Below are 18,258 nucleotides of genomic sequence, written 5' to 3'. Positions count from 1 at the left end.
CGCGCATATGCTAGCAGTAAGGCCAGTCCGGGAGGGGAGAAACATGGGCGCGCTAGTCGGAGAAATGATGGCGCTGTCGATGATGGCGTTCGCACTGGGAATGGACGCATTTTCGGTCGCCTTGGGGATGGGGATGCTGCGTCTTCGGCTTCGGCAAATCTTTTACATCGGCCTGACGGTCGGCTTGTTTCACATTGTCATGCCGCTTGTCGGCATGGCCGTCGGCCGCCTGTTGTCGCGTGAATTAGGAAGCTTTGCGACGTATACGGGAGGCGCGCTGCTGTTATGGCTCGGCGGACAAATGATTGTCACCTCGTTTCGGCACGAGGGCGGCTCACCGCTGTTTCCGCGCGGGGCAGGGCTGCTTTTTTTTGCTTTTACCGTCAGTTTGGACAGTTTTTCGGTCGGGTTGAGCCTCGGCATTTTCGGGGCGCGGACGATGGCAACAATTTTCCTGTTCGGCTTGTTTAGCATGGGATTGACGTGGATGGGCCTGATTGTCGGTCGCCGCGTTCAGCAATGGCTTGGCGCATACAGCGAGGCGCTGGGCGGCAGCATTCTGCTGGCGTTTGGGTTCAAGCTGTTGTTCTGGTGACCGGCCTAGAAGGGCGGTGAAAAACCGCTGATTCCTTTCATCAATGGGAGAATGAGCGGAAAAGCAGGACCGATGTAACAAGGTTTTTCTAATTGAGAAATGACATGGTAAAGCGGTATCCACGATTAAATCACCAGCCCCCTAGGAGGCTGGTGAAAAACGGTTGTTTCTCTTGAGCAGTGGGGGAATGTTTGAGAGGCGCTCCTGATGCGACGAGGCTTATCCATTTGAGAAACAGGTTTGATCAGCGGCTTGCCCTCTTAAATCACCAGCCTTCTAGGAGGGACGCTTGTCAACCGCGATTTTGCCGTCCCGACGGAACGTTGCCCACCGGTTTTCGGGCGGGCGTTTTTCACCTCAGGCGGGGAAAAAACGGACTGCCTGCTTTTTTTTGCCCTTTTGCCTATGATATATTGATGATAAGTGATGGAAGGGGAAGAGGTGATGGCATGTCGTATCGCATTTTATTTGTCTGTACAGGGAACACGTGCCGGAGCCCGATGGCCGCGGCGCTTTTGGCCAACAAGCGGCTGCCCGGCGTCGAGGTCAAGTCAGCCGGTGTATTTGCCGCCGAAGGGAGCGAAGCGTCCGATCAGGCGAAGATGGCGTTGAGGGAAAAAGGCATTGAAGCGGAGCACCGCTCTTCATTGCTGAAAAAAGAGCACATTGATTGGGCGACCCATGTGCTGACGATGACATCCGGCCATAAGGAGATGATCATTCAACGTTTTCCAGAGGCGAAAGACAAAACGTTTACATTGAAGCAATTCGCGGCGGGAACGGACGGAGACATCGCCGATCCGTTCGGCGGGCCGCTCGAAGCGTATCGGGCAGCGCGCGATGAGCTGGAGGCGCTCATTGACCGCTTGGCGGAAAAATGGCGGACAGAGCTGTGAAAGGACGATGGATAAGGGGGAGAACGATGGTGAAGACGCAGCGCCGGTTTAGTTTGCGCTTGAAGCTCGTCATATTTGTGACGCTGTTGGCGCTTATCACTTATTCGACAAGTGCTCTGTATTTGTATGTGTTGTATGACTGGTGGTTTTCCGCCTTCAACAAAGGGGCGTTCACCATCGTCATTTTAGCGCTCGGCATTGCTTGGTCCGGAGCGCTCGCCTATTTTGCCGCCGGCTGGATCACCAAACCGCTGCAGCAGCTTGAGGAAGCCGCAGTGAAAGCGGCGAGCGGGCGCATCGAAGAAGACGTGCCACTGCCTTCGGCCAACGATGAAATCCGCTCGCTCGCTGTCGCCTTCAACCGCATGCTTGATCACTTGCGCGCCGTCATCGTCAACATTGAAACCCATGCGGCGCGGACGAATGAAAAGACGGCGGAAATGAAGCAGGCGTCTGAAGCGGCGGCCGGCCGCGCTCGGGAGATTGCGGCGACGATGGATGAGATTGCCAAAGGGGCTTCCGCATCGGCCGAGGCGGTTCAAGAAGCGGCGGAGGCGGCTGAAGACGTGCTTGCCATTGCCTTGAAGGTGAAAGACACCGCTGAACGGGCGGAGCGATCCGTGCAAGGGATGACGGAGACGCTCAAGGCGAGCCGTGAGCAGACCCATTCCCTCATCAGCGGCATTGAGCAGCTGGCCAACGATCAAGAGCTGTCGCGGGCAGCGGTCAAGCAGCTTGAAAAACACGCGAAACAAATCAGCCACATTACGTTGCTTGTCGCCGATATGGCCGAACAGACGAACTTGCTGGCGCTCAACGCGTCCATCGAGGCGGCCCGCGCCGGCGAACACGGGCGGGGATTTGCCGTTGTCGCCGAGGAAGTGCGCAAGTTGGCTGATGAAAGCGCGGCGGCGGTGAAACAAATTGCCGAATTGGTGAATACGATCCAAACCGAGGTTGCCCGGGTCGTCGTGCAAATGGACGGGCAAGCCGCCGCGGCGTCGGCCGAAGCGGCGAAAGGGAAACAGACGAATGAGGCGATCGCCGCTATGGCATCATCGGCCGGCGAAGTGATCCGCGCCGTTCATGACATCGCTGAGTTGGCGAAAAACCAAATGAGCCACATGGAGCGAGTGGCGGCGCAGACGCAAGAGGTGGCGGCGATCGCCGAGGAGACGTCCGCCGGAGCGCTTGAAGTGACGGCGGCCACTGAGGCGCAGACCGCAGCGGTCAGCGATGTGCATCAACTGGCAGGCGAGCTCGTGGAACAGGCGGAACAGCTGCACGAAGCGATCACCCGGTTCCGCGCTCGTTAGGCATGCTTGGCAGCAACGTGCGTGAACGAAAACAACCGATGTCTTTGGCCGCCTAATCGCTGGCAATGGAGGGTTTCGCTAAAAGCCTGTCCGGGAAACGGCGGCCATTTCCATTCCCGCGGCGACGGCCGATCCCATGAACAGAAAGGAGAACGACGATGAAAGTTGCCATTGCTTCCGATCACGGCGGAATCCGCATCCGTGAGGAAATTAAAACGCTGTTAGATGAAATGGGAATTGAGTATACAGATTTTGGCTGCGACTGTGAGACGTCTGTCGACTACCCGGATTACGCGCTTCCGGTCGCTGAAAAGGTAGCGCGCGGCGAGTTTGACCGCGGCATTTTAATTTGTGGCACAGGTATCGGCATGACGATCGCCGCGAACAAAGTGAAAGGCGTGCGCTGCGCCCTTTGTCATGATGTATATAGCGCCAAATTGACGCGCATGCATAACGACAGCAACATCCTCGCGATGGGTGAGCGCGTCATCGGCCCCGGCTTGGCGCGCGAAATCGCCAAGGCGTGGCTGGAGACTGAATTTGAAGGTGGGCGCCATGCGCGGCGGATCGGTAAAATCGCTGAGTATGAAGACCATCAAGGAGGGAAATAGCGTGGAGGCACAGCTTGCCAAATGGCAGCGGCAATGGCAAGCGGTTTTGCGGGCGTTTCGCGAGCAGGTGCCGCTTGGGCGCGGCGATCTCGTAGTCATTGGCTGCAGCACAAGCGAGGTGTTGGGGGAACGAATCGGAACGGCGGGATCGATGGACGTCGCCGCTATGCTGTTTGCCGAACTGGAGGCATGGCGGCGCGACACCGGCATTGCCCTCGCTTTCCAATGTTGTGAACATTTAAACCGCGCCCTTGTCGTCGAGCGCGAAACGGCCAAAACGCACGGCTTGGAGATCGTCTCGGTCGTTCCGGTCCCTAAGGCGGGCGGCGCGATGGTGGCTTACGCTTATCGGCAGTTCGCCGATCCCGTTGTCGTTGAGACCATTCGCGCCGATGCTGGCATCGACATCGGCCATACGCTGATTGGCATGCATTTGAAGCCGGTAGCGGTTCCCGTTCGGGTGCCAATCAAGCATGTCGGTTCGGCGTGCGTGACGTTGGCGAAAACGCGGCCGAAGCTGATCGGCGGCGCGCGGGCTGTCTACTCGTTGGAAAATCCGAACGATTCATGTTCTTTTTAGATCTTTTATTCACTTTTCCTTTGGATTTGCCGAGCGAAAGCTGATAAAATAAAAACGAATATTCATTGCGCATAAGGGGGAGCTAGTGATGAATCACTTGCCACAGCAAGATCCGCAAGTATTCGCCGCCATCGAACAGGAGCGGAAGCGGCAGCACGCCAAAATCGAATTGATCGCGTCCGAAAATTTCGTCAGCCGCGCGGTGATGGAAGCGCAAGGGTCGGTGCTGACGAACAAATACGCCGAAGGCTATCCGGGCCGCCGTTATTATGGCGGTTGTGAATACGTGGACATCGTTGAAGAGCTAGCGCGCGAGCGGGCGAAGCAGCTGTTCGGGGCGGAGCACGCGAACGTTCAGCCGCACTCCGGAGCGCAGGCGAACATGGCCGTCTATTTCACCGTCCTCGAGCCCGGCGACACCGTGCTTGGCATGAACTTGTCGCACGGCGGCCATCTGACCCATGGCAGTCCGGTCAATTTCAGCGGCATCCAGTACAACTTTGTCGAATACGGTGTCGATCCGGAAACGCATGTCATCGACTATGACGATGTGCGCGAGAAAGCGCGTCTTCATCGGCCGAAGTTGATTGTCGCCGGCGCCAGCGCTTACCCGCGCGTCATCGACTTTGCCAAGTTCCGCGAGATTGCCGATGAAGTCGGTGCGTATTTAATGGTGGATATGGCTCATATTGCCGGTCTTGTTGCGGCAGGTGTTCACCCGAATCCGGTGCCGTACGCCCATTTTGTGACGACGACGACCCACAAAACGCTGCGCGGCCCGCGCGGAGGAATGATTTTATGCCAAGAGCAGTTCGCCAAACAGATCGACAAAGCGATTTTCCCCGGCATCCAAGGCGGCCCGCTCATGCATGTGATTGCCGCCAAAGCCGTCGCGCTTGGTGAAGCGCTGCAGGATGACTTTAAGGTGTATGCGAAACGCGTGGTAGAAAACGCCAAGCGGCTCGCTTCCGCTTTGCAGAAGGAAGGGTTTACTCTCATTTCCGGAGGCACGGACAACCATTTGTTGCTTGTTGACTTGCGCCCGCAGCAGCTGACCGGGAAAACGGCGGAAAAAGTGCTCGATGAAGTCGGGATTACCGTCAACAAAAACACGATTCCTTACGATCCGGAAAGCCCGTTTGTCACGAGCGGCATCCGCATCGGCACGGCCGCCGTCACCACACGCGGCTTCGGCTTGGAAGAGATGGATGAAATCGCCGCCATTATCGGGCTTGCCCTGAAAAACAGCGACAGCGAACAGGCGCTTGAGGAAGCGCGCCAACGCGTGGCGGTGCTGACGGAAAAATTCCCGCTTTACCAAGACTAGCGGCGAAGGCCGCGGACGGGTCCCTCGGTTTCCGAAGACCGGCCGCGGGCACGACGGTGCACAACCCGTGTCCCTCTGTTGGGACGCGGGCGTTTTCTTGTGCGGATAGCGGTGAACGACCGAGGCAAACCGGCGCTCCGCGACCGTTGCCGCGCCGCGGATGGCGAGCGCTTTCGCCAGTTGAACAGGCGCCGATTTTTCAGTAGAATGTATAGAAGTGTACCGCATACATACGGAAGAGGAGATGACCCATGGGAAAAGTGTACGTATTTGACCATCCGCTCATTCAGCACAAGCTCACGTACATTCGCGACAAACATACAGGGACGAAAGAGTTTCGCGAATTGGTGGATGAAGTGGCGACGTTGATGGCGTTTGAAATTACCCGCGACCTTCCGCTTGAGGAAGTGGAGATTGAAACTCCCGTCAGCAAGGCGAAAGCGAAGGTGATCGCTGGCAAAAAACTCGGCGTCATCCCGATTTTGCGCGCCGGCATCGGCATGGTGGACGGCATCTTGAAGCTCATCCCCGCAGCGAAGGTCGGCCATATCGGTCTGTACCGCGATCCGGAAACGCTCAAGCCGGTGGAATATTACGTCAAGCTGCCAAGCGATGTGGAAGAACGCGATTTTATCATCGTCGATCCAATGCTTGCAACCGGCGGTTCGGCAGTGGCGGCGATCGACGCGCTCAAGAAGCGGGGGGCGAAAAGCATTAAATTCATGTGCCTAATCGCGGCGCCGGAAGGAGTAAACGCGGTGGAAACGGCGCATCCGGACGTCGACATTTACATCGCTGCCCTCGACGAGCGGCTGAACGACCACGGTTATATCGTTCCCGGCCTCGGCGACGCCGGCGACCGGCTGTTCGGGACGAAATAAGGCTCTTAAGCGCCCCGCCGCGGAGCGGGGCTTTGTTCGCGGTGGAAACGGTAAGCGTTTTCCCCGATCATCCGACCATCGCAAAGAGGCCAAAAATAAAATATACCATTATACAAGACAATTGTGAGAAAAAGATGAGAAATTGTCACAAATTATTAATATTTGCCCTGTGGAAACAAGGTTTTATGTGGGAACACATTGACATTGACCAAGCGGTATTGTATTCTTTACAAGGGGTAGATTGAGAAGGTTTTCATGTTGCAGTTAAAGGGTGTGCAGACCTATGTCCCCAAAGCGGCGTCACCCCCTTCAAGCGATGGCGTTGATGTCGGCGATTGTGTCCCAATTGGTTGGTTGCGTCGTCATCGGTGTGTTTGGTGGCCGATGGCTCGATGGCAAGTTAGGCACGGAGCCGATCTTTCTGATCGCCGGTCTCTTGCTTGGCCTTGCAGCTGGTGTTTATGCCATGCTGCGGTTTATCAACCAATATTTCTCTGAGGAGTAAAGGGATGGATCATTTTCGAGCAATGCGCTTGCGGCATGTCAAGTACATATTGTATTTGCTCGCGATCTATACGCTTGGATTTGGATGGACGCCGTACAAAACCGCCTTTCTGAGCTTGATTCTCGGCACGTCAATCGGTCTTCTGATCATCTGGAATTTAAGCTGGAAAATCGAAAAATTTGGGCAAGCGGTGACAGCGCGCAAGAAAGTGCGCACATTGGGCACGTTGACGCGGTTTTCGCTCGCTGCGTTGGCCGCCGTCATCGCATGGGCCTATCCACGCTATTTCGCCCCCGTGCCGACGATCGTGGGATTAATGACATCCTATCTTGTCATTGTAATAGATTTCCTCTTTCACAAATGGAAACATGACAAGCCGCATGAAAGCGAGGTGAATGATGATGGAGCATAAAGCGCCGCTTGTCAAATTTTTAGGCCTTACCTTTAATTTATCCGATATGTTGATGATCACGATCACCAGCTTGATCGTCTTCATCATTGCTGTGGCGGCTACTCGCTCGCTCCAATTGCGCCCGACCGGAATGCAAAACTTTATTGAGTGGGTGTTTGACTTTGTCAGGGGCATCATCAACAGCACGATGGACTGGCAAACCGGCGGCCGCTTTTTGACGTTGGGCGTGACGCTCATCATGTACGTCTTTGTGGCCAACATGCTCGGATTGCCGTTCTCCGTCCATGTGAACGGCGAGCTTTGGTGGAAATCACCGACCGCTGATGCGACCGTTACGTTGACGCTAGCCGTCATGGTCGTTGCCCTGACCCACTATTACGGTGTCAAAATGAAGGGAGCGGCCGAGTACGTTCGCGATTTTACCCGTCCGGTCGGCTGGTTGTTCCCGCTGAAAATCATCGAAGAGTTCGCCAACACGCTGACGCTCGGTTTGCGTCTTTTCGGGAACATTTACGCCGGGGAAATTTTGCTTGGCTTGCTGGCAAGCCTCGGCACGAACTATGGGGTGCTTGGGGCGGTGGGCGCGGCCATTCCGATGATGGTATGGCAAGCGTTCAGCATCTTTGTCGGCTGTATTCAAGCGTTTATTTTTACGATGTTAACAATGGTTTATATGGCGCATAAAGTCAGCCATGACCATTAATCTCCAGAATCATTTTACTACTGAAATTATAAGGAGGATATGTAGACATGAGTTTAGGTGTGCTTGCAGCTGCAATTGCGGTAGGTTTGGGAGCGTTGGGTGCCGGTATCGGCAACGGTTTGATCGTTAGCCGTACCATCGAAGGAATCGCGCGTCAACCGGAACTGCGTCCGGTTTTGCAAACGACGATGTTCATCGGGGTGGCCTTGGTTGAGGCGCTTCCGATCATCGGTGTCGTCTTCTCGTTCATTTACTTGGGTCGATAAGAAATTGGATGATGGAAAGTGATGGCGAAGTTCGTGTCAACGACCACCTTCGCCATTCCTTTATGTGCGATGTTGTACGATCGCGCCAGTGCGGCAGCTGTCGAAAGGAGTGAAACGCGGTGTTGTGGAACGCGAATGCATGGGTGCTCGGCGAAGCGGCGCATGGCATCAGCGGCGGCACGATCATTTACCAATTGCTGATGTTTATTATTTTGCTTGCTTTATTGCGCAAATTCGCTTGGCAGCCGTTAATGAATATCATGAAACAGCGCGAGGAGCATATTGCCAACGAAATCGATCAAGCGGAAAAACATCGCCAAGAGGCGGAAAAACTGCTTGAAGAACAGCGTGAACTGATGAAGCAATCGCGCCAAGAGGCGCAAGCGCTCATTGAAAACGCACGCAAGCTCGCTGAAGAGCAGAAGGAACAAATCGTCGCCTCGGCTCGCGCCGAAGCGGAACGGGTAAAAGAAGCGGCGAAGCAAGAGATCGAGCGCGAAAAAGAACAGGCGATGGCTGCGCTTCGCGAACAAGTGGCTTCCTTGTCTGTCTTCATCGCCTCGAAAGTGATTGAAAAAGAGCTGACGGAGCAAGATCAACGCAAGCTGATCGAAGCGTATCTCAAAGACGTCCAAGAGGCAGGAGAAGCGCGATGAACAACGAAACGATCGCCAAACGGTACGCAGCCGCCCTGTTTCAAATCGCGCTCGAACAAGGGCAGCTTGACCGAATCGAGGAGGATATTAGCGCCGTGCGCCAAGCGTTGGCGGAAAACGGCGAGTTTTTATCGCTTCTTTCGCATCCGAAGCTTTCGCTAGAGAAGAAAAAAGCGTTTGTCCGCGAAGCGTTCGCCGGCGTGTCCACTCCGGTGCAAAACACGCTTCTCCTTCTTCTAGAGCGCCATCGCTTCGGCCTTGTGCCTGAGCTGGCGAAACAGTTTCTCGCCCTCGTCGACGATGCGCGCGGCATCGCCAAGGCGGTCGCCTATTCGGCACGACCATTGACGGATGAGGAACTGCGGGCGCTCTCTGACGTTTTTGCGAAAAAAGTCGGAAAACAGACGCTTCACATCGAAAATATCGTTGACCCGGAATTGATCGGCGGCGTCAAGCTGCGCATCGGCAACCGCATTTACGACGGCAGTGTCAGCGGACAGCTTGAACGGATCCGGCGGCAGTTGATCGGCTAACATTTGGAGATAGGGGTGAAAGGCATGAGCATTCGAGCGGAGGAAATCAGCGCGCTCATTAAGCAGCAGATTGAAAACTACGAATCGCAAATTCAGGTGAGCGACGTCGGCACCGTCATCCAAATCGGTGACGGGATCGCCCGCGCTCATGGGCTCGATAATGTCATGTCCGGCGAGCTCGTTGAGTTTGCCAACGGCGTCATGGGCATGGCGCTCAACTTGGAAGAAAACAACGTCGGTATCGTTATTTTAGGACCGTACACGGGCATTAAAGAAGGGGACGAAGTGCGCCGTACCGGACGGATCATGGAAGTGCCGGTCGGAGAGGCGCTCATCGGCCGCGTGGTCAACCCGCTCGGCCAGCCGGTTGACGGTTTGGGTCCGGTGGAAACGACCGAAACGCGCCCGATCGAAAGCCCGGCGCCGGGCGTTATGGACCGGAGATCGGTGCATGAGCCGCTGCAAACCGGGATCAAAGCGATCGACGCGCTCGTGCCGATCGGCCGCGGTCAGCGCGAGCTCATCATCGGCGACCGGCAAACGGGGAAAACGTCTGTCGCGATTGATACGATCATCAACCAAAAAGATCAAAACATGATTTGTATTTATGTCGCCATCGGGCAAAAGGAATCGACGGTCCGGACGGTTGTCGAAACGCTCCGCAAACACGGCGCGCTCGACTATACGATCGTCGTCACCGCTTCGGCGTCGCAGCCGGCTCCGCTTTTGTTCTTGGCGCCGTATGCTGGCGTATCGATGGGCGAGTATTTCATGTACAAAGGCCAACACGTGCTCGTGGTCTATGACGATTTGTCGAAACAAGCGGCGGCGTACCGTGAATTGTCGCTCCTGCTTCGCCGTCCGCCGGGCCGTGAAGCGTATCCGGGGGATATTTTCTACTTGCACTCCCGTCTGCTTGAGCGCGCAGCGAAATTGAGCGATGCGAAAGGCGGCGGTTCGTTGACTGCGCTTCCGTTCGTTGAAACGCAGGCGGGCGATATTTCCGCGTACATTCCGACGAACGTTATCTCGATTACGGACGGGCAAATTTTCTTGCAATCGGACTTGTTCTTCTCCGGTGTCCGCCCGGCGATCAACGCAGGGCTGTCCGTCTCGCGCGTCGGTGGGGCCGCGCAAATCAAAGCGATGAAAAAAGTATCGGGGACGCTCCGTCTCGACTTGGCGGCGTACCGCGAATTAGAGGCGTTCGCCCAATTCGGCTCCGACCTCGATAAAGCGACGCAGGCGAAACTCGCCCGCGGGGCGCGCACGGTGGAAGTGCTGAAACAAGACTTGCACCAACCAATTCCGGTTGAGAAACAAGTGTTGATCATCTATGCGTTGACGCGCGGCTTTTTGGATGACATTCCGGTTGAAGATGTGCGCCGTTTTGAAAAAGAGTTTTACTTGTGGCTCGATCAAAACGGCCAGCACTTGCTTGAACACATCCGCACGACGAAAGACCTTCCGAACGAGGAAGATATCAACAAAGCGATCGAAGCGTTCAAGAAAACGTTTGTCGTTTCCCAATAAGGCGATGGGGGCTGCTTTGCCCCCTTGCGCCTGTAGATCCCGTGCAGCAAAAAGGTGGTGAAACCTTTGGCGTCGTTACGCGATATTAAAACGCGCATCAATGCGACGAGAAAAACGAGCCAAATTACGAAAGCGATGGAAATGGTCTCGACGTCGAAATTGAACCGCGCGGAGCAAAATGCGAAATCGTTCGTTCCTTATATGGAGAAAATGCAAGAGGTCGTAGCCAATGTGGCGCTCGGGGCCGGCGGCGCTTCGCACCCGATGCTCGTTTCGCGCCCGGTGAAAAAAACGGGCTATCTCGTCATTACATCCGATCGCGGTCTCGCGGGGGCGTACAACAGCAACGTGTTGCGTCTCGTCTATCAAACGATTCAACAGCGCCACGCTTCTCCCGATGAATATGCGATCATTGTCATCGGCCGCGTCGGGTTGAGCTTTTTCCGCAAACGGAATATGCCGGTCATTCTCGATATCACCCGCCTGCCGGATCAGCCTTCGTTTGCCGACATCAAAGAGATTGCCAGCAAAACGGTCGGCTTGTTCGCCGATGGCACCTTTGACGAACTGTATATGTACTACAACCATTACGTCAGTGCGATCCAGCAAGAGGTGACGGAACGAAAGCTGCTCCCGCTCACCGATTTGGCGGAAAACAAACAGCGCACGGTGTACGAATTCGAGCCGTCGCAAGAGGAAATTTTGGACGTGTTGCTGCCGCAGTATGCGGAGAGCTTGATTTACGGCGCGTTGCTTGATGCGAAAGCGAGCGAGCATGCCGCCCGGATGACGGCGATGAAGAACGCGACTGACAACGCGAACGAGCTCATTCGCACGCTGACGCTTTCCTACAACCGTGCTCGCCAAGCAGCGATCACGCAAGAAATTACGGAAATTGTCGCCGGAGCAAACGCCTTGCAATAGCGGACTAGCAAGTTAGGAGGGAAAACGATGACAAGAGGACGCGTTATCCAAGTCATGGGTCCGGTTGTAGACGTCAAGTTCGAAAACGGCCACTTGCCGGCGATCTACAACGCCCTGAAAATTCAACATCAAGCGCGCAATGAAAACGAAGTCGACATCGACTTGACATTGGAAGTCGCCTTGCACCTTGGCGATGATACCGTACGGACGATCGCGATGGCGTCCACAGACGGCCTCATCCGCGGCATGGAAGTCATCGACACCGGCGCGCCGATTTCGGTGCCGGTCGGCGAAGTGACGCTTGGCCGCGTGTTCAACGTGTTGGGTGAACCGATTGATTTGGAAGGCGACATTCCGGCTGACGCCCGCCGCGACCCGATTCACCGGCCGGCGCCCAAATTCGAAGAGCTGGCGACCGAAGTCGAAATTTTGGAAACGGGCATTAAAGTCGTTGACTTGTTAGCCCCGTATATTAAAGGTGGAAAAATCGGTTTGTTCGGCGGCGCTGGCGTCGGAAAAACGGTCTTGATCCAAGAGCTGATCCACAACATCGCTCAAGAGCACGGCGGGATTTCTGTTTTCGCTGGCGTCGGCGAACGGACGCGCGAAGGAAACGACTTGTACCATGAAATGAAAGATTCCGGCGTCATCAGCAAAACGGCCATGGTGTTTGGGCAGATGAACGAGCCGCCGGGCGCGCGGATGCGCGTGGCGTTGACGGGCTTGACGATGGCCGAATACTTCCGCGATGAGCAAGGCCAGGACGTATTGCTGTTTATCGACAACATCTTCCGTTTCACGCAGGCCGGTTCCGAAGTGTCGGCGCTGTTGGGTCGCATGCCGTCAGCCGTTGGTTACCAACCGACATTGGCGACAGAGATGGGCCAATTGCAGGAGCGGATCACCTCGACGGCGAAAGGCTCGATCACCTCGATTCAGGCGATTTACGTTCCGGCCGACGACTATACGGACCCGGCCCCGGCGACGACGTTCGCGCACTTGGATGCGACGACGAACCTTGAGCGGAAGCTCACTGAGATGGGGATTTATCCGGCCGTTGACCCGCTTGCGTCGACCTCGCGGGCATTGGCGCCGGAAATCGTCGGCGAGGAGCACTACCAAGTCGCTCGCCAAGTGCAGCAAACACTGCAACGGTATAAAGAGCTGCAAGACATCATTGCGATCCTAGGGATGGATGAGCTGTCCGATGAGGACAAACTTGTCGTCCATCGCGCCCGCCGCATTCAGTTTTTCTTGTCGCAAAACTTCCACGTGGCGGAACAATTCACGGGCCAACCGGGTTCGTACGTGCCGGTGAAGGAAACGGTGCGCGGCTTTAAAGAAATTTTAGAGGGCAAATATGACCACCTTCCGGAAGAGGCGTTCCGCTTAGTCGGCCGCATTGAAGAAGTGGTGGAAAAAGCGAAAGCGATGGGTGTCGAAGTGTGACCCGGGATAGGGGGGTTGGACAATGAAAACGATCCATGTGAGCGTCGTCACTCCTGATGGCCCGGTATACGAGGACGATGTCGAGATGGTCAGCGTCAAGGCGAAAAGCGGCGAGCTCGGCATTCTGCCCGGCCACATTCCGCTTGTCGCCCCGCTGGAGATCAGCGCGGCGCGGCTGAAAAAAGGCGGCAAAACGCAATATATCGCCGTGAGCGGCGGCTTTTTGGAAGTTCGGCCGGACAAAGTGACGATTTTGGCCCAAGCGGCTGAACGGGCCGAAGACATTGACGTTCTGCGCGCCCAAGCGGCGAAAGAGCGGGCGGAGCGCCGCCTGCAAAGCCAGCAGGATGACATCGACTTCAAGCGGGCTGAACTGGCGTTAAAACGCGCCTTGAACCGTTTGAATGTCGCGGAAATGAAGTAAGAGCAGGGGAATGAGGATTCCCCTGCTTTTTTTGCTTTTCTTCGCCACCAGCGGCGGAAATTGGCTAGCGGCAGCGCATCCCGCGGCTTGTAATGTTGTTGCGGCGATCCTCTGAAGTTTTGCTGACACGTCTGGATATAAATGTTATAATGGAATCGATGGAATTATTGAAAAATTTCATCATTATTATCATACGTATGTAGTAAACCAGGAAGGGGGCGAGCTCGTTGAGCAACATCTATGCCAATAGTTATGCCATCGTTTTCGTCTTCCTTTGTCTTGGGGTGTTGCTTCCGGTTGGAGCGCTTACGCTTGGACGCTGGCTGCGGCCGCACGTACCGAGTGAGGCAAAGGAGACCACTTATGAAAGCGGTAACAATCCGTTCCACGATTCCCGCATCCAGTTTCAAGTCCGCTATTACTTGTTTGCCTTGTTGTTTGTCATTTTCGATGTTGAGACGGTGTTTTTCTATCCATGGGCGGTCGTCTACGATCAACTCGGCTTATTTGCTTTCGTGGAAATGGTTCTGTTCATCACGTTGCTTGCCCTTGGTCTTATTTATGCTTGGAAAAAGAAGGTGTTACGATGGATGTGAAATGGGATGGTTTTTCGTTGGCGGAGATGGAGGAGATCAAGCGGAGCGTGTTTTTGACAACGCTCGAGCAGCTAAAAGGGTGGGCGCGGAGCAACTCGCTTTGGCCTCTCACGTTCGGACTGGCCTGTTGTGCCATTGAGATGATGGCGGTGGGTGGAGCTCACTACGATCTTGATCGGTTCGGCTCGTTTTTTCGGGCCTCTCCGCGACAGTCGGACGTCATGATCGTCTCCGGCACGGTGACGAAAAAAATGGCGCCGCTTTTGCGGCGGCTGTATGATCAAATGCCCGAGCCGAAATGGGTGATCGCCATGGGGTCATGCGCGACAGCCGGCGGACCGTATGTCAAGTCGTACAGCGTTGTCAAAGGGGTCGACCAGATCGTTCCCGTCGACGTGTACATACCAGGCTGTCCACCCAACCCCGCGGCGCTCATTTACGGCATTCATAAATTGAAAGAAAAAATTCGCTTGGAAGCCAAAACAGGGAAGAAGGTGCTGTAACCAATGGACGAGGAAAAAGATTTGGCCCAGCGAAAAAAGGAAGCGGCCGAGCGGGCGAAACAATTGGCGCGTGAACGGCTCGCCGCCAAGCGGGCCGCCGAACAGGCCCAGCCAGCCGCTGAACAAGGCCGGCGGCCAACGAATGAGACGAATGCGGACGCCGTTCCGCCCCCCGGCCCCATAAAAGAAGCGCCGAGAACGGAACCGCCGGCTTCCGCAGAAGATCTCGCTTCCGCAAAAAAACGAGCCGCTGAAGAAGCGCGGGCGAGGGCGGCAGAACTGCGGCGACAGCGTGAGGCAGCCACTGGAGCGCCGAGTGGTGACGACCTTGAGGCGGTGAAACGGAAGGCGGCGGAAGAGGCGCGGGCGAGGGCGGCAGAACTGCGGAGGCAGCGTGAGGCGGCGACTGGTGCGGCGACCGGTGACGACCTTGAGGCGGCGAAGCGGAAGGCAGCCGAAGAAGCGCGGGCGAAGGCGGCGGAACTGCGGCGACAGCGTGAGGCAGCCACTGGTGCGGCGACCGGTGACGACCTTGAGGCGGCGAAGCGGAAGGCGGCGGAAGAAGCGCGGGCAAGGGCGGCAGAACTGCGGCGACAGCGTGAGGCGGCGACTGGTGCGGTGACCGGTGACGACCTTGAGGCGGCGAAGCGGAAGACGGCGGAGGAAGCGCGGGCGAGGGCGGCAGAACTGCGGCGACAGCGCGAGGCAGCAGCGATGGGAGCGCCGAGTGGGGATAACCTTGAAGCGGCGAAACGGAAGGCGGCGGAAGAGGCGCGGGCGAAGGCGGAAGAACTGCGGCGACAGCGTGAGGCGGCAAACGATGGGGCGGCGGACGAGGACCTGGAACTCGCGAAGAAAAAGGCGGCTGCGGCTGCCAAAGCGAAGGCCGCGGCCGCCGCCCGGGCGAAGGCGAAAGCCGCTGACGGCGGGACGGAACAGCCGACCGCCTCGTCGCCGAACGATCCGCTGCTTGACCACTACGTTCGTCTCATTCGTGAGCATCTTGGTCCCGATGTGCTTGAAGACGCGTATATCAACCGGCTGGCGAAAGATGTGCCGACGCTTGTCGTAAAAAAAGAGGCGTACTACAAAGTCGCTGAGTTGTTGAAAAGCCATGAACAGCTCCGCTTTGACTATTTATCCGAGCTGCACGGCACCGATTACAAGACGCATATGGAAGTGTACGTCCACTTGTACTCGTACTCAAATCGGCAGCCGGTGGCGCTGAAAGTGAAAATCGAGCGCGACAACCCGGAAATTGATTCGCTCGTCCCGCTTTGGCCGGGGGCGAACTGGCCGGAGTGCGAGGCGTATGATTTGCTTGGCATCCGATTCCGCGGCCACCCGAACTTGATCCGCATCTTCCTAGGCGAGCAATGGGTCGGTCATCCGCTGCGCAAAGATTACGAGCCGTACGATGCGGAGGTGTGAGCGATGCTGCGCACAGAAGAAATGATTTTAAACGTCGGCCCCCAACATCCCAGCACCCATGGCGTGTTCCGCCTCATTTTAAAAATTGACGGCGAGATCATTCAAGAGGCGACGCCGGTCATCGGTTACTTGCACCGCGGGACGGAGAAGATCGCCGAAGGGCTGCAATACACGCAAATCATCCCGTATACCGACCGGATGGACTACTTGTCGGCGATGACGAACAACTATGTGCTTTGCCATGCGGTCGAAACGATGATGGGGATTGAAGTGCCGGAACGGGCCGAGTATTTGCGCGTTCTTGCGATGGAGCTCGGTCGGGTTGCCAGCCACCTCGTCTGGTGGGGGACGTATTTGCTTGACCTCGGTGCGATAAGCCCGTTTTTGTACGCATTCCGCGAGCGCGAAATGATTATTAATCTTTTAAATGAGCTGTCCGGGGCGCGGCTGACGTTCAACTATATGCGCATTGGCGGCGTCAAGTGGGATGCGCCGGACGGCTGGATCGACAAGGTGAAACAGTTCGTTCCGTACATGCGCGAGAAACTCGCCGGCTACCATGAGCTTGTTACCGGCAACGAGATTTTCCGTGAACGCGTCACCGGTGTCGGGCGGTATACGAAAGAAGAAGCGATCAGCTATTCGTTAAGCGGCGTCAACTTGCGGTCGACGGGCGTGAAATGGGATTTGCGCAAAGATGAGCCGTATTCCGTGTATGACCGGTTTGACTTCGATGTTCCGGTGCGCGAAGGCGGCGACTGTCTAGCCCGCTATGAATGCCGAATGGCGGAAATCGAACAGTCGCTTCGCATCATCGAGCAGGCGTGCGAGCAATTTCCACCTGAGGGGCCGATCATGGGAAAAGTGCCCCGCATCATTAAGGCGCCGCCCGGCGAGACGTTCGTCCGCATCGAAGCGCCGCGCGGTGAAATCGGCTGCTATATTGCGAGCGACGGCAAAAAAGAGCCGTACCGCCTGAAATTTCGGCGCCCATCGTTTTATAACTTGCAAATACTCCCGAAGCTGCTCAAAGGGGAAAACTTGGCCAATGTCATCGCCATTCTCGGCTCGATTGACATTGTGCTCGGGGAGGTCGACGGATGATGGAGCAATGGCTTGAATCCGCCCCAAGCTGGTCGAACATCGCCCTCTTTTTCGGGCTTGGAGCGCTGCTGTTGGCGGTCGTGCTCGCCTTTGTCACCTACAGCATTTTGGCGGAGCGGAAAGTGATGGGGTTTATGCAAGGGCGTATCGGCCCGAACCAAGTCGGCGGCCGTTTCGGGCTTTTACAAACTGTCGCCGATGTGTTGAAGCTGCTTTTGAAAGAGGATACGATCCCGAAAGCGGCCGACCGCCCGCTGTATGTGCTGGCCCCGGTGATTGCGTTTGCGCCGTCGTTTATGGTGTTGGCGGTCGTGCCGTTTACCGATGTGTTCCGGTTCGCTGATCTCGGCGTTGGCCTTTTGTATTACATTGCCGTTTCCGGATTAACGATCGTCGGCGTCATCACCGGGGGCTGGGCATCCAACAACAAATATGCGCTGCTTGGCGGGATGCGGGCAGCGGCGCAAATGATTTCATACGAAATTCCGCTCGTCATGTCGGCGCTTGGCGTCGTGCTTTTGGCCGGAAGCATGAATTTGGTCGACATCGTCAACGCGCAACAAGACGTCTGGTTCCTTTTCGCCCAGCCGTTGGCGTTTTTGATTTTCCTCATCGCCGCGGTGGCTGAGTTGAACCGGACGCCGTTTGACTTGCCGGAGGCGGAGTCCGAGCTGGTCGCCGGCTTTCATGTGGAATATTCCGGATTTCGCTGGGCGTTTTTTATGCTTGCTGAGTATGTGTACATGTTTGCGATGGCCGCCTTGATCACAGTTTTGTTCCTCGGCGGCTGGCATCCGGTCGCCTTTCTCGGCTGGATTCCCGGAGCGGTTTGGTTTGCTTTGAAGTTTTGTGCGGTTGTGTTCGTCTTCATTTGGTTTCGCGCCACGTTCCCTCGCGTGCGCGCCGACCAGCTAATGGAGTTCGCCTGGAAAGTGTTGCTTCCGCTTTCGCTCGCCAACATTGTGCTGACGGCGGTGGTGAAGGCATGGTTTTTCTAGAAGATTGGCGAAAAA

The 18,258-nt window shown here is 56.2% G+C and carries 22 protein-coding genes; all 22 read left to right on the top strand.

The window, feature by feature from the left end; translation table 11 throughout:
- Positions 1 to 43 precede the first annotated feature (43 nt).
- Positions 44 to 595 (top strand): manganese efflux pump MntP family protein, encoded by a 552-nt coding sequence (locus tag NST29_RS17375; RefSeq protein ID WP_033020515.1) that lies wholly within the window; start codon positions 44 to 46, stop codon positions 593 to 595.
- A 449-nt stretch (positions 596 to 1,044) separates the two neighbouring features.
- Positions 1,045 to 1,491, top strand: coding sequence for a low molecular weight protein arginine phosphatase (locus NST29_RS17370; RefSeq protein ID WP_033020513.1), 447 nt, complete (start codon positions 1,045 to 1,047; stop codon positions 1,489 to 1,491).
- Between the two features lie 26 nt (positions 1,492 to 1,517).
- On the top strand, positions 1,518 to 2,807 hold the full coding sequence (locus NST29_RS17365) for a methyl-accepting chemotaxis protein (RefSeq protein WP_033020511.1): 1,290 nt from the start codon (positions 1,518 to 1,520) through the stop codon (positions 2,805 to 2,807).
- 158 nt (positions 2,808 to 2,965) lie between these two features.
- The gene (gene rpiB / locus NST29_RS17360) at positions 2,966 to 3,418 is read left to right on the top strand and encodes a ribose 5-phosphate isomerase B (RefSeq protein ID WP_033020509.1); all 453 of its coding nucleotides are present in this window, start codon (positions 2,966 to 2,968) and stop codon (positions 3,416 to 3,418) included.
- A 1-nt stretch (position 3,419) separates the two neighbouring features.
- Positions 3,420 to 3,998 carry a TIGR01440 family protein gene (locus NST29_RS17355; protein ID WP_339232517.1) on the top strand — a complete coding sequence of 193 codons (579 nt, stop codon included), beginning with the start codon at positions 3,420 to 3,422 and terminating at the stop codon, positions 3,996 to 3,998.
- A gap of 88 nt (positions 3,999 to 4,086) precedes the next feature.
- A complete protein-coding gene (gene glyA, locus NST29_RS17350; protein WP_033020504.1) occupies positions 4,087 to 5,325 on the top strand; it encodes a serine hydroxymethyltransferase in 1,239 nt (412 codons plus the stop codon).
- Positions 5,326 to 5,576: 251 nt separating this feature from the next.
- Complete coding sequence (upp, locus tag NST29_RS17345; protein WP_033020503.1) at positions 5,577 to 6,206, top strand: uracil phosphoribosyltransferase; 630 nt, start codon at positions 5,577 to 5,579, stop codon at positions 6,204 to 6,206.
- A gap of 283 nt (positions 6,207 to 6,489) precedes the next feature.
- Entirely contained in the window at positions 6,490 to 6,711 is a 222-nt protein-coding gene (locus NST29_RS17340) for an AtpZ/AtpI family protein (protein ID WP_033020500.1), read from the top strand.
- Positions 6,712 to 6,715: 4 nt separating this feature from the next.
- Entirely contained in the window at positions 6,716 to 7,123 is a 408-nt protein-coding gene (locus tag NST29_RS17335; RefSeq protein WP_051985083.1) for an ATP synthase subunit I, read from the top strand.
- Complete coding sequence (gene atpB / locus NST29_RS17330; RefSeq protein ID WP_033020498.1) at positions 7,113 to 7,826, top strand: F0F1 ATP synthase subunit A; 714 nt, start codon at positions 7,113 to 7,115, stop codon at positions 7,824 to 7,826. Before NST29_RS17335 ends, atpB begins: the two co-directional genes overlap by 11 nt.
- A 47-nt stretch (positions 7,827 to 7,873) precedes the next feature.
- Positions 7,874 to 8,092: a F0F1 ATP synthase subunit C gene (gene atpE, locus NST29_RS17325; RefSeq protein WP_011232830.1), complete on the top strand. Its 219-nt coding sequence runs from the start codon at positions 7,874 to 7,876 to the stop codon at positions 8,090 to 8,092.
- Positions 8,093 to 8,214: 122 nt separating this feature from the next.
- Positions 8,215 to 8,748, top strand: coding sequence for a F0F1 ATP synthase subunit B (locus NST29_RS17320; RefSeq protein ID WP_200878282.1), 534 nt, complete (start codon positions 8,215 to 8,217; stop codon positions 8,746 to 8,748).
- On the top strand, positions 8,745 to 9,281 hold the full coding sequence (locus NST29_RS17315; protein ID WP_033020492.1) for a F0F1 ATP synthase subunit delta: 537 nt from the start codon (positions 8,745 to 8,747) through the stop codon (positions 9,279 to 9,281). The genes NST29_RS17320 and NST29_RS17315 overlap by 4 nt, the downstream gene beginning before the upstream one ends.
- A gap of 24 nt (positions 9,282 to 9,305) precedes the next feature.
- On the top strand, positions 9,306 to 10,814 hold the full coding sequence (gene atpA / locus NST29_RS17310) for a F0F1 ATP synthase subunit alpha (RefSeq protein ID WP_033020490.1): 1,509 nt from the start codon (positions 9,306 to 9,308) through the stop codon (positions 10,812 to 10,814).
- Positions 10,815 to 10,880: 66 nt separating this feature from the next.
- The gene (atpG, locus tag NST29_RS17305) at positions 10,881 to 11,738 is read left to right on the top strand and encodes an ATP synthase F1 subunit gamma (RefSeq protein ID WP_033020489.1); all 858 of its coding nucleotides are present in this window, start codon (positions 10,881 to 10,883) and stop codon (positions 11,736 to 11,738) included.
- Positions 11,739 to 11,765: 27 nt separating this feature from the next.
- A complete protein-coding gene (gene atpD, locus NST29_RS17300; RefSeq protein WP_033020488.1) occupies positions 11,766 to 13,187 on the top strand; it encodes a F0F1 ATP synthase subunit beta in 1,422 nt (473 codons plus the stop codon).
- 22 nt (positions 13,188 to 13,209) lie between these two features.
- Complete coding sequence (locus NST29_RS17295; RefSeq protein ID WP_033020486.1) at positions 13,210 to 13,611, top strand: F0F1 ATP synthase subunit epsilon; 402 nt, start codon at positions 13,210 to 13,212, stop codon at positions 13,609 to 13,611.
- Between the two features lie 227 nt (positions 13,612 to 13,838).
- The gene (locus NST29_RS17290; protein WP_033020485.1) at positions 13,839 to 14,207 is read left to right on the top strand and encodes an NADH-quinone oxidoreductase subunit A; all 369 of its coding nucleotides are present in this window, start codon (positions 13,839 to 13,841) and stop codon (positions 14,205 to 14,207) included.
- On the top strand, positions 14,198 to 14,710 hold the full coding sequence (locus tag NST29_RS17285) for an NADH-quinone oxidoreductase subunit B (RefSeq protein WP_033020484.1): 513 nt from the start codon (positions 14,198 to 14,200) through the stop codon (positions 14,708 to 14,710). The genes NST29_RS17290 and NST29_RS17285 overlap by 10 nt, the downstream gene beginning before the upstream one ends.
- Before the next feature lie 3 nt (positions 14,711 to 14,713).
- Positions 14,714 to 16,141, top strand: a complete 1,428-nt coding sequence (locus NST29_RS17280; RefSeq protein WP_033020483.1) for an NADH-quinone oxidoreductase subunit C — start codon at positions 14,714 to 14,716, stop codon at positions 16,139 to 16,141.
- A gap of 3 nt (positions 16,142 to 16,144) precedes the next feature.
- Positions 16,145 to 17,245: an NADH-quinone oxidoreductase subunit D gene (locus NST29_RS17275; protein WP_033020480.1), complete on the top strand. Its 1,101-nt coding sequence runs from the start codon at positions 16,145 to 16,147 to the stop codon at positions 17,243 to 17,245.
- Positions 17,242 to 18,243, top strand: a complete 1,002-nt coding sequence (nuoH, locus tag NST29_RS17270) for an NADH-quinone oxidoreductase subunit NuoH (RefSeq protein WP_033842880.1) — start codon at positions 17,242 to 17,244, stop codon at positions 18,241 to 18,243. Before NST29_RS17275 ends, nuoH begins: the two co-directional genes overlap by 4 nt.
- Positions 18,244 to 18,258: the final 15 nt, after the last annotated feature.

The organism is Geobacillus sp. FSL W8-0026 (genome assembly GCF_037966255.1).
GTDB lineage: Bacteria > Bacillota > Bacilli > Bacillales > Anoxybacillaceae > Geobacillus > Geobacillus icigianus.
This window is presented reverse-complemented; position numbering and strand designations above follow the sequence as displayed.

What these genes read in the sequence shown, in the direction of transcription:
- NST29_RS17375 (WP_033020515.1), top strand. Translation starts at nt 44, where the DNA reads ATGGGCGCGCTAGTCGGAGAAATGATGGCGCTGTCGATGATGGCGTTC.
- NST29_RS17370 (WP_033020513.1), top strand. Translation starts at nt 1,045, where the DNA reads ATGTCGTATCGCATTTTATTTGTCTGTACAGGGAACACGTGCCGGAGC.
- NST29_RS17365 (WP_033020511.1), top strand. Translation starts at nt 1,518, where the DNA reads ATGGTGAAGACGCAGCGCCGGTTTAGTTTGCGCTTGAAGCTCGTCATA.
- rpiB (WP_033020509.1), top strand. Translation starts at nt 2,966, where the DNA reads ATGAAAGTTGCCATTGCTTCCGATCACGGCGGAATCCGCATCCGTGAG.
- glyA (WP_033020504.1), top strand. Translation starts at nt 4,087, where the DNA reads ATGAATCACTTGCCACAGCAAGATCCGCAAGTATTCGCCGCCATCGAA.
- upp (WP_033020503.1), top strand. Translation starts at nt 5,577, where the DNA reads ATGGGAAAAGTGTACGTATTTGACCATCCGCTCATTCAGCACAAGCTC.
- NST29_RS17340 (WP_033020500.1), top strand. Translation starts at nt 6,490, where the DNA reads ATGTCCCCAAAGCGGCGTCACCCCCTTCAAGCGATGGCGTTGATGTCG.
- NST29_RS17335 (WP_051985083.1), top strand. Translation starts at nt 6,716, where the DNA reads ATGGATCATTTTCGAGCAATGCGCTTGCGGCATGTCAAGTACATATTG.
- atpB (WP_033020498.1), top strand. Translation starts at nt 7,113, where the DNA reads ATGGAGCATAAAGCGCCGCTTGTCAAATTTTTAGGCCTTACCTTTAAT.
- atpE (WP_011232830.1), top strand. Translation starts at nt 7,874, where the DNA reads ATGAGTTTAGGTGTGCTTGCAGCTGCAATTGCGGTAGGTTTGGGAGCG.
- NST29_RS17315 (WP_033020492.1), top strand. Translation starts at nt 8,745, where the DNA reads ATGAACAACGAAACGATCGCCAAACGGTACGCAGCCGCCCTGTTTCAA.
- atpA (WP_033020490.1), top strand. Translation starts at nt 9,306, where the DNA reads ATGAGCATTCGAGCGGAGGAAATCAGCGCGCTCATTAAGCAGCAGATT.
- atpD (WP_033020488.1), top strand. Translation starts at nt 11,766, where the DNA reads ATGACAAGAGGACGCGTTATCCAAGTCATGGGTCCGGTTGTAGACGTC.
- NST29_RS17295 (WP_033020486.1), top strand. Translation starts at nt 13,210, where the DNA reads ATGAAAACGATCCATGTGAGCGTCGTCACTCCTGATGGCCCGGTATAC.
- NST29_RS17285 (WP_033020484.1), top strand. Translation starts at nt 14,198, where the DNA reads ATGGATGTGAAATGGGATGGTTTTTCGTTGGCGGAGATGGAGGAGATC.
- NST29_RS17280 (WP_033020483.1), top strand. Translation starts at nt 14,714, where the DNA reads ATGGACGAGGAAAAAGATTTGGCCCAGCGAAAAAAGGAAGCGGCCGAG.
- NST29_RS17275 (WP_033020480.1), top strand. Translation starts at nt 16,145, where the DNA reads ATGCTGCGCACAGAAGAAATGATTTTAAACGTCGGCCCCCAACATCCC.
- nuoH (WP_033842880.1), top strand. Translation starts at nt 17,242, where the DNA reads ATGATGGAGCAATGGCTTGAATCCGCCCCAAGCTGGTCGAACATCGCC.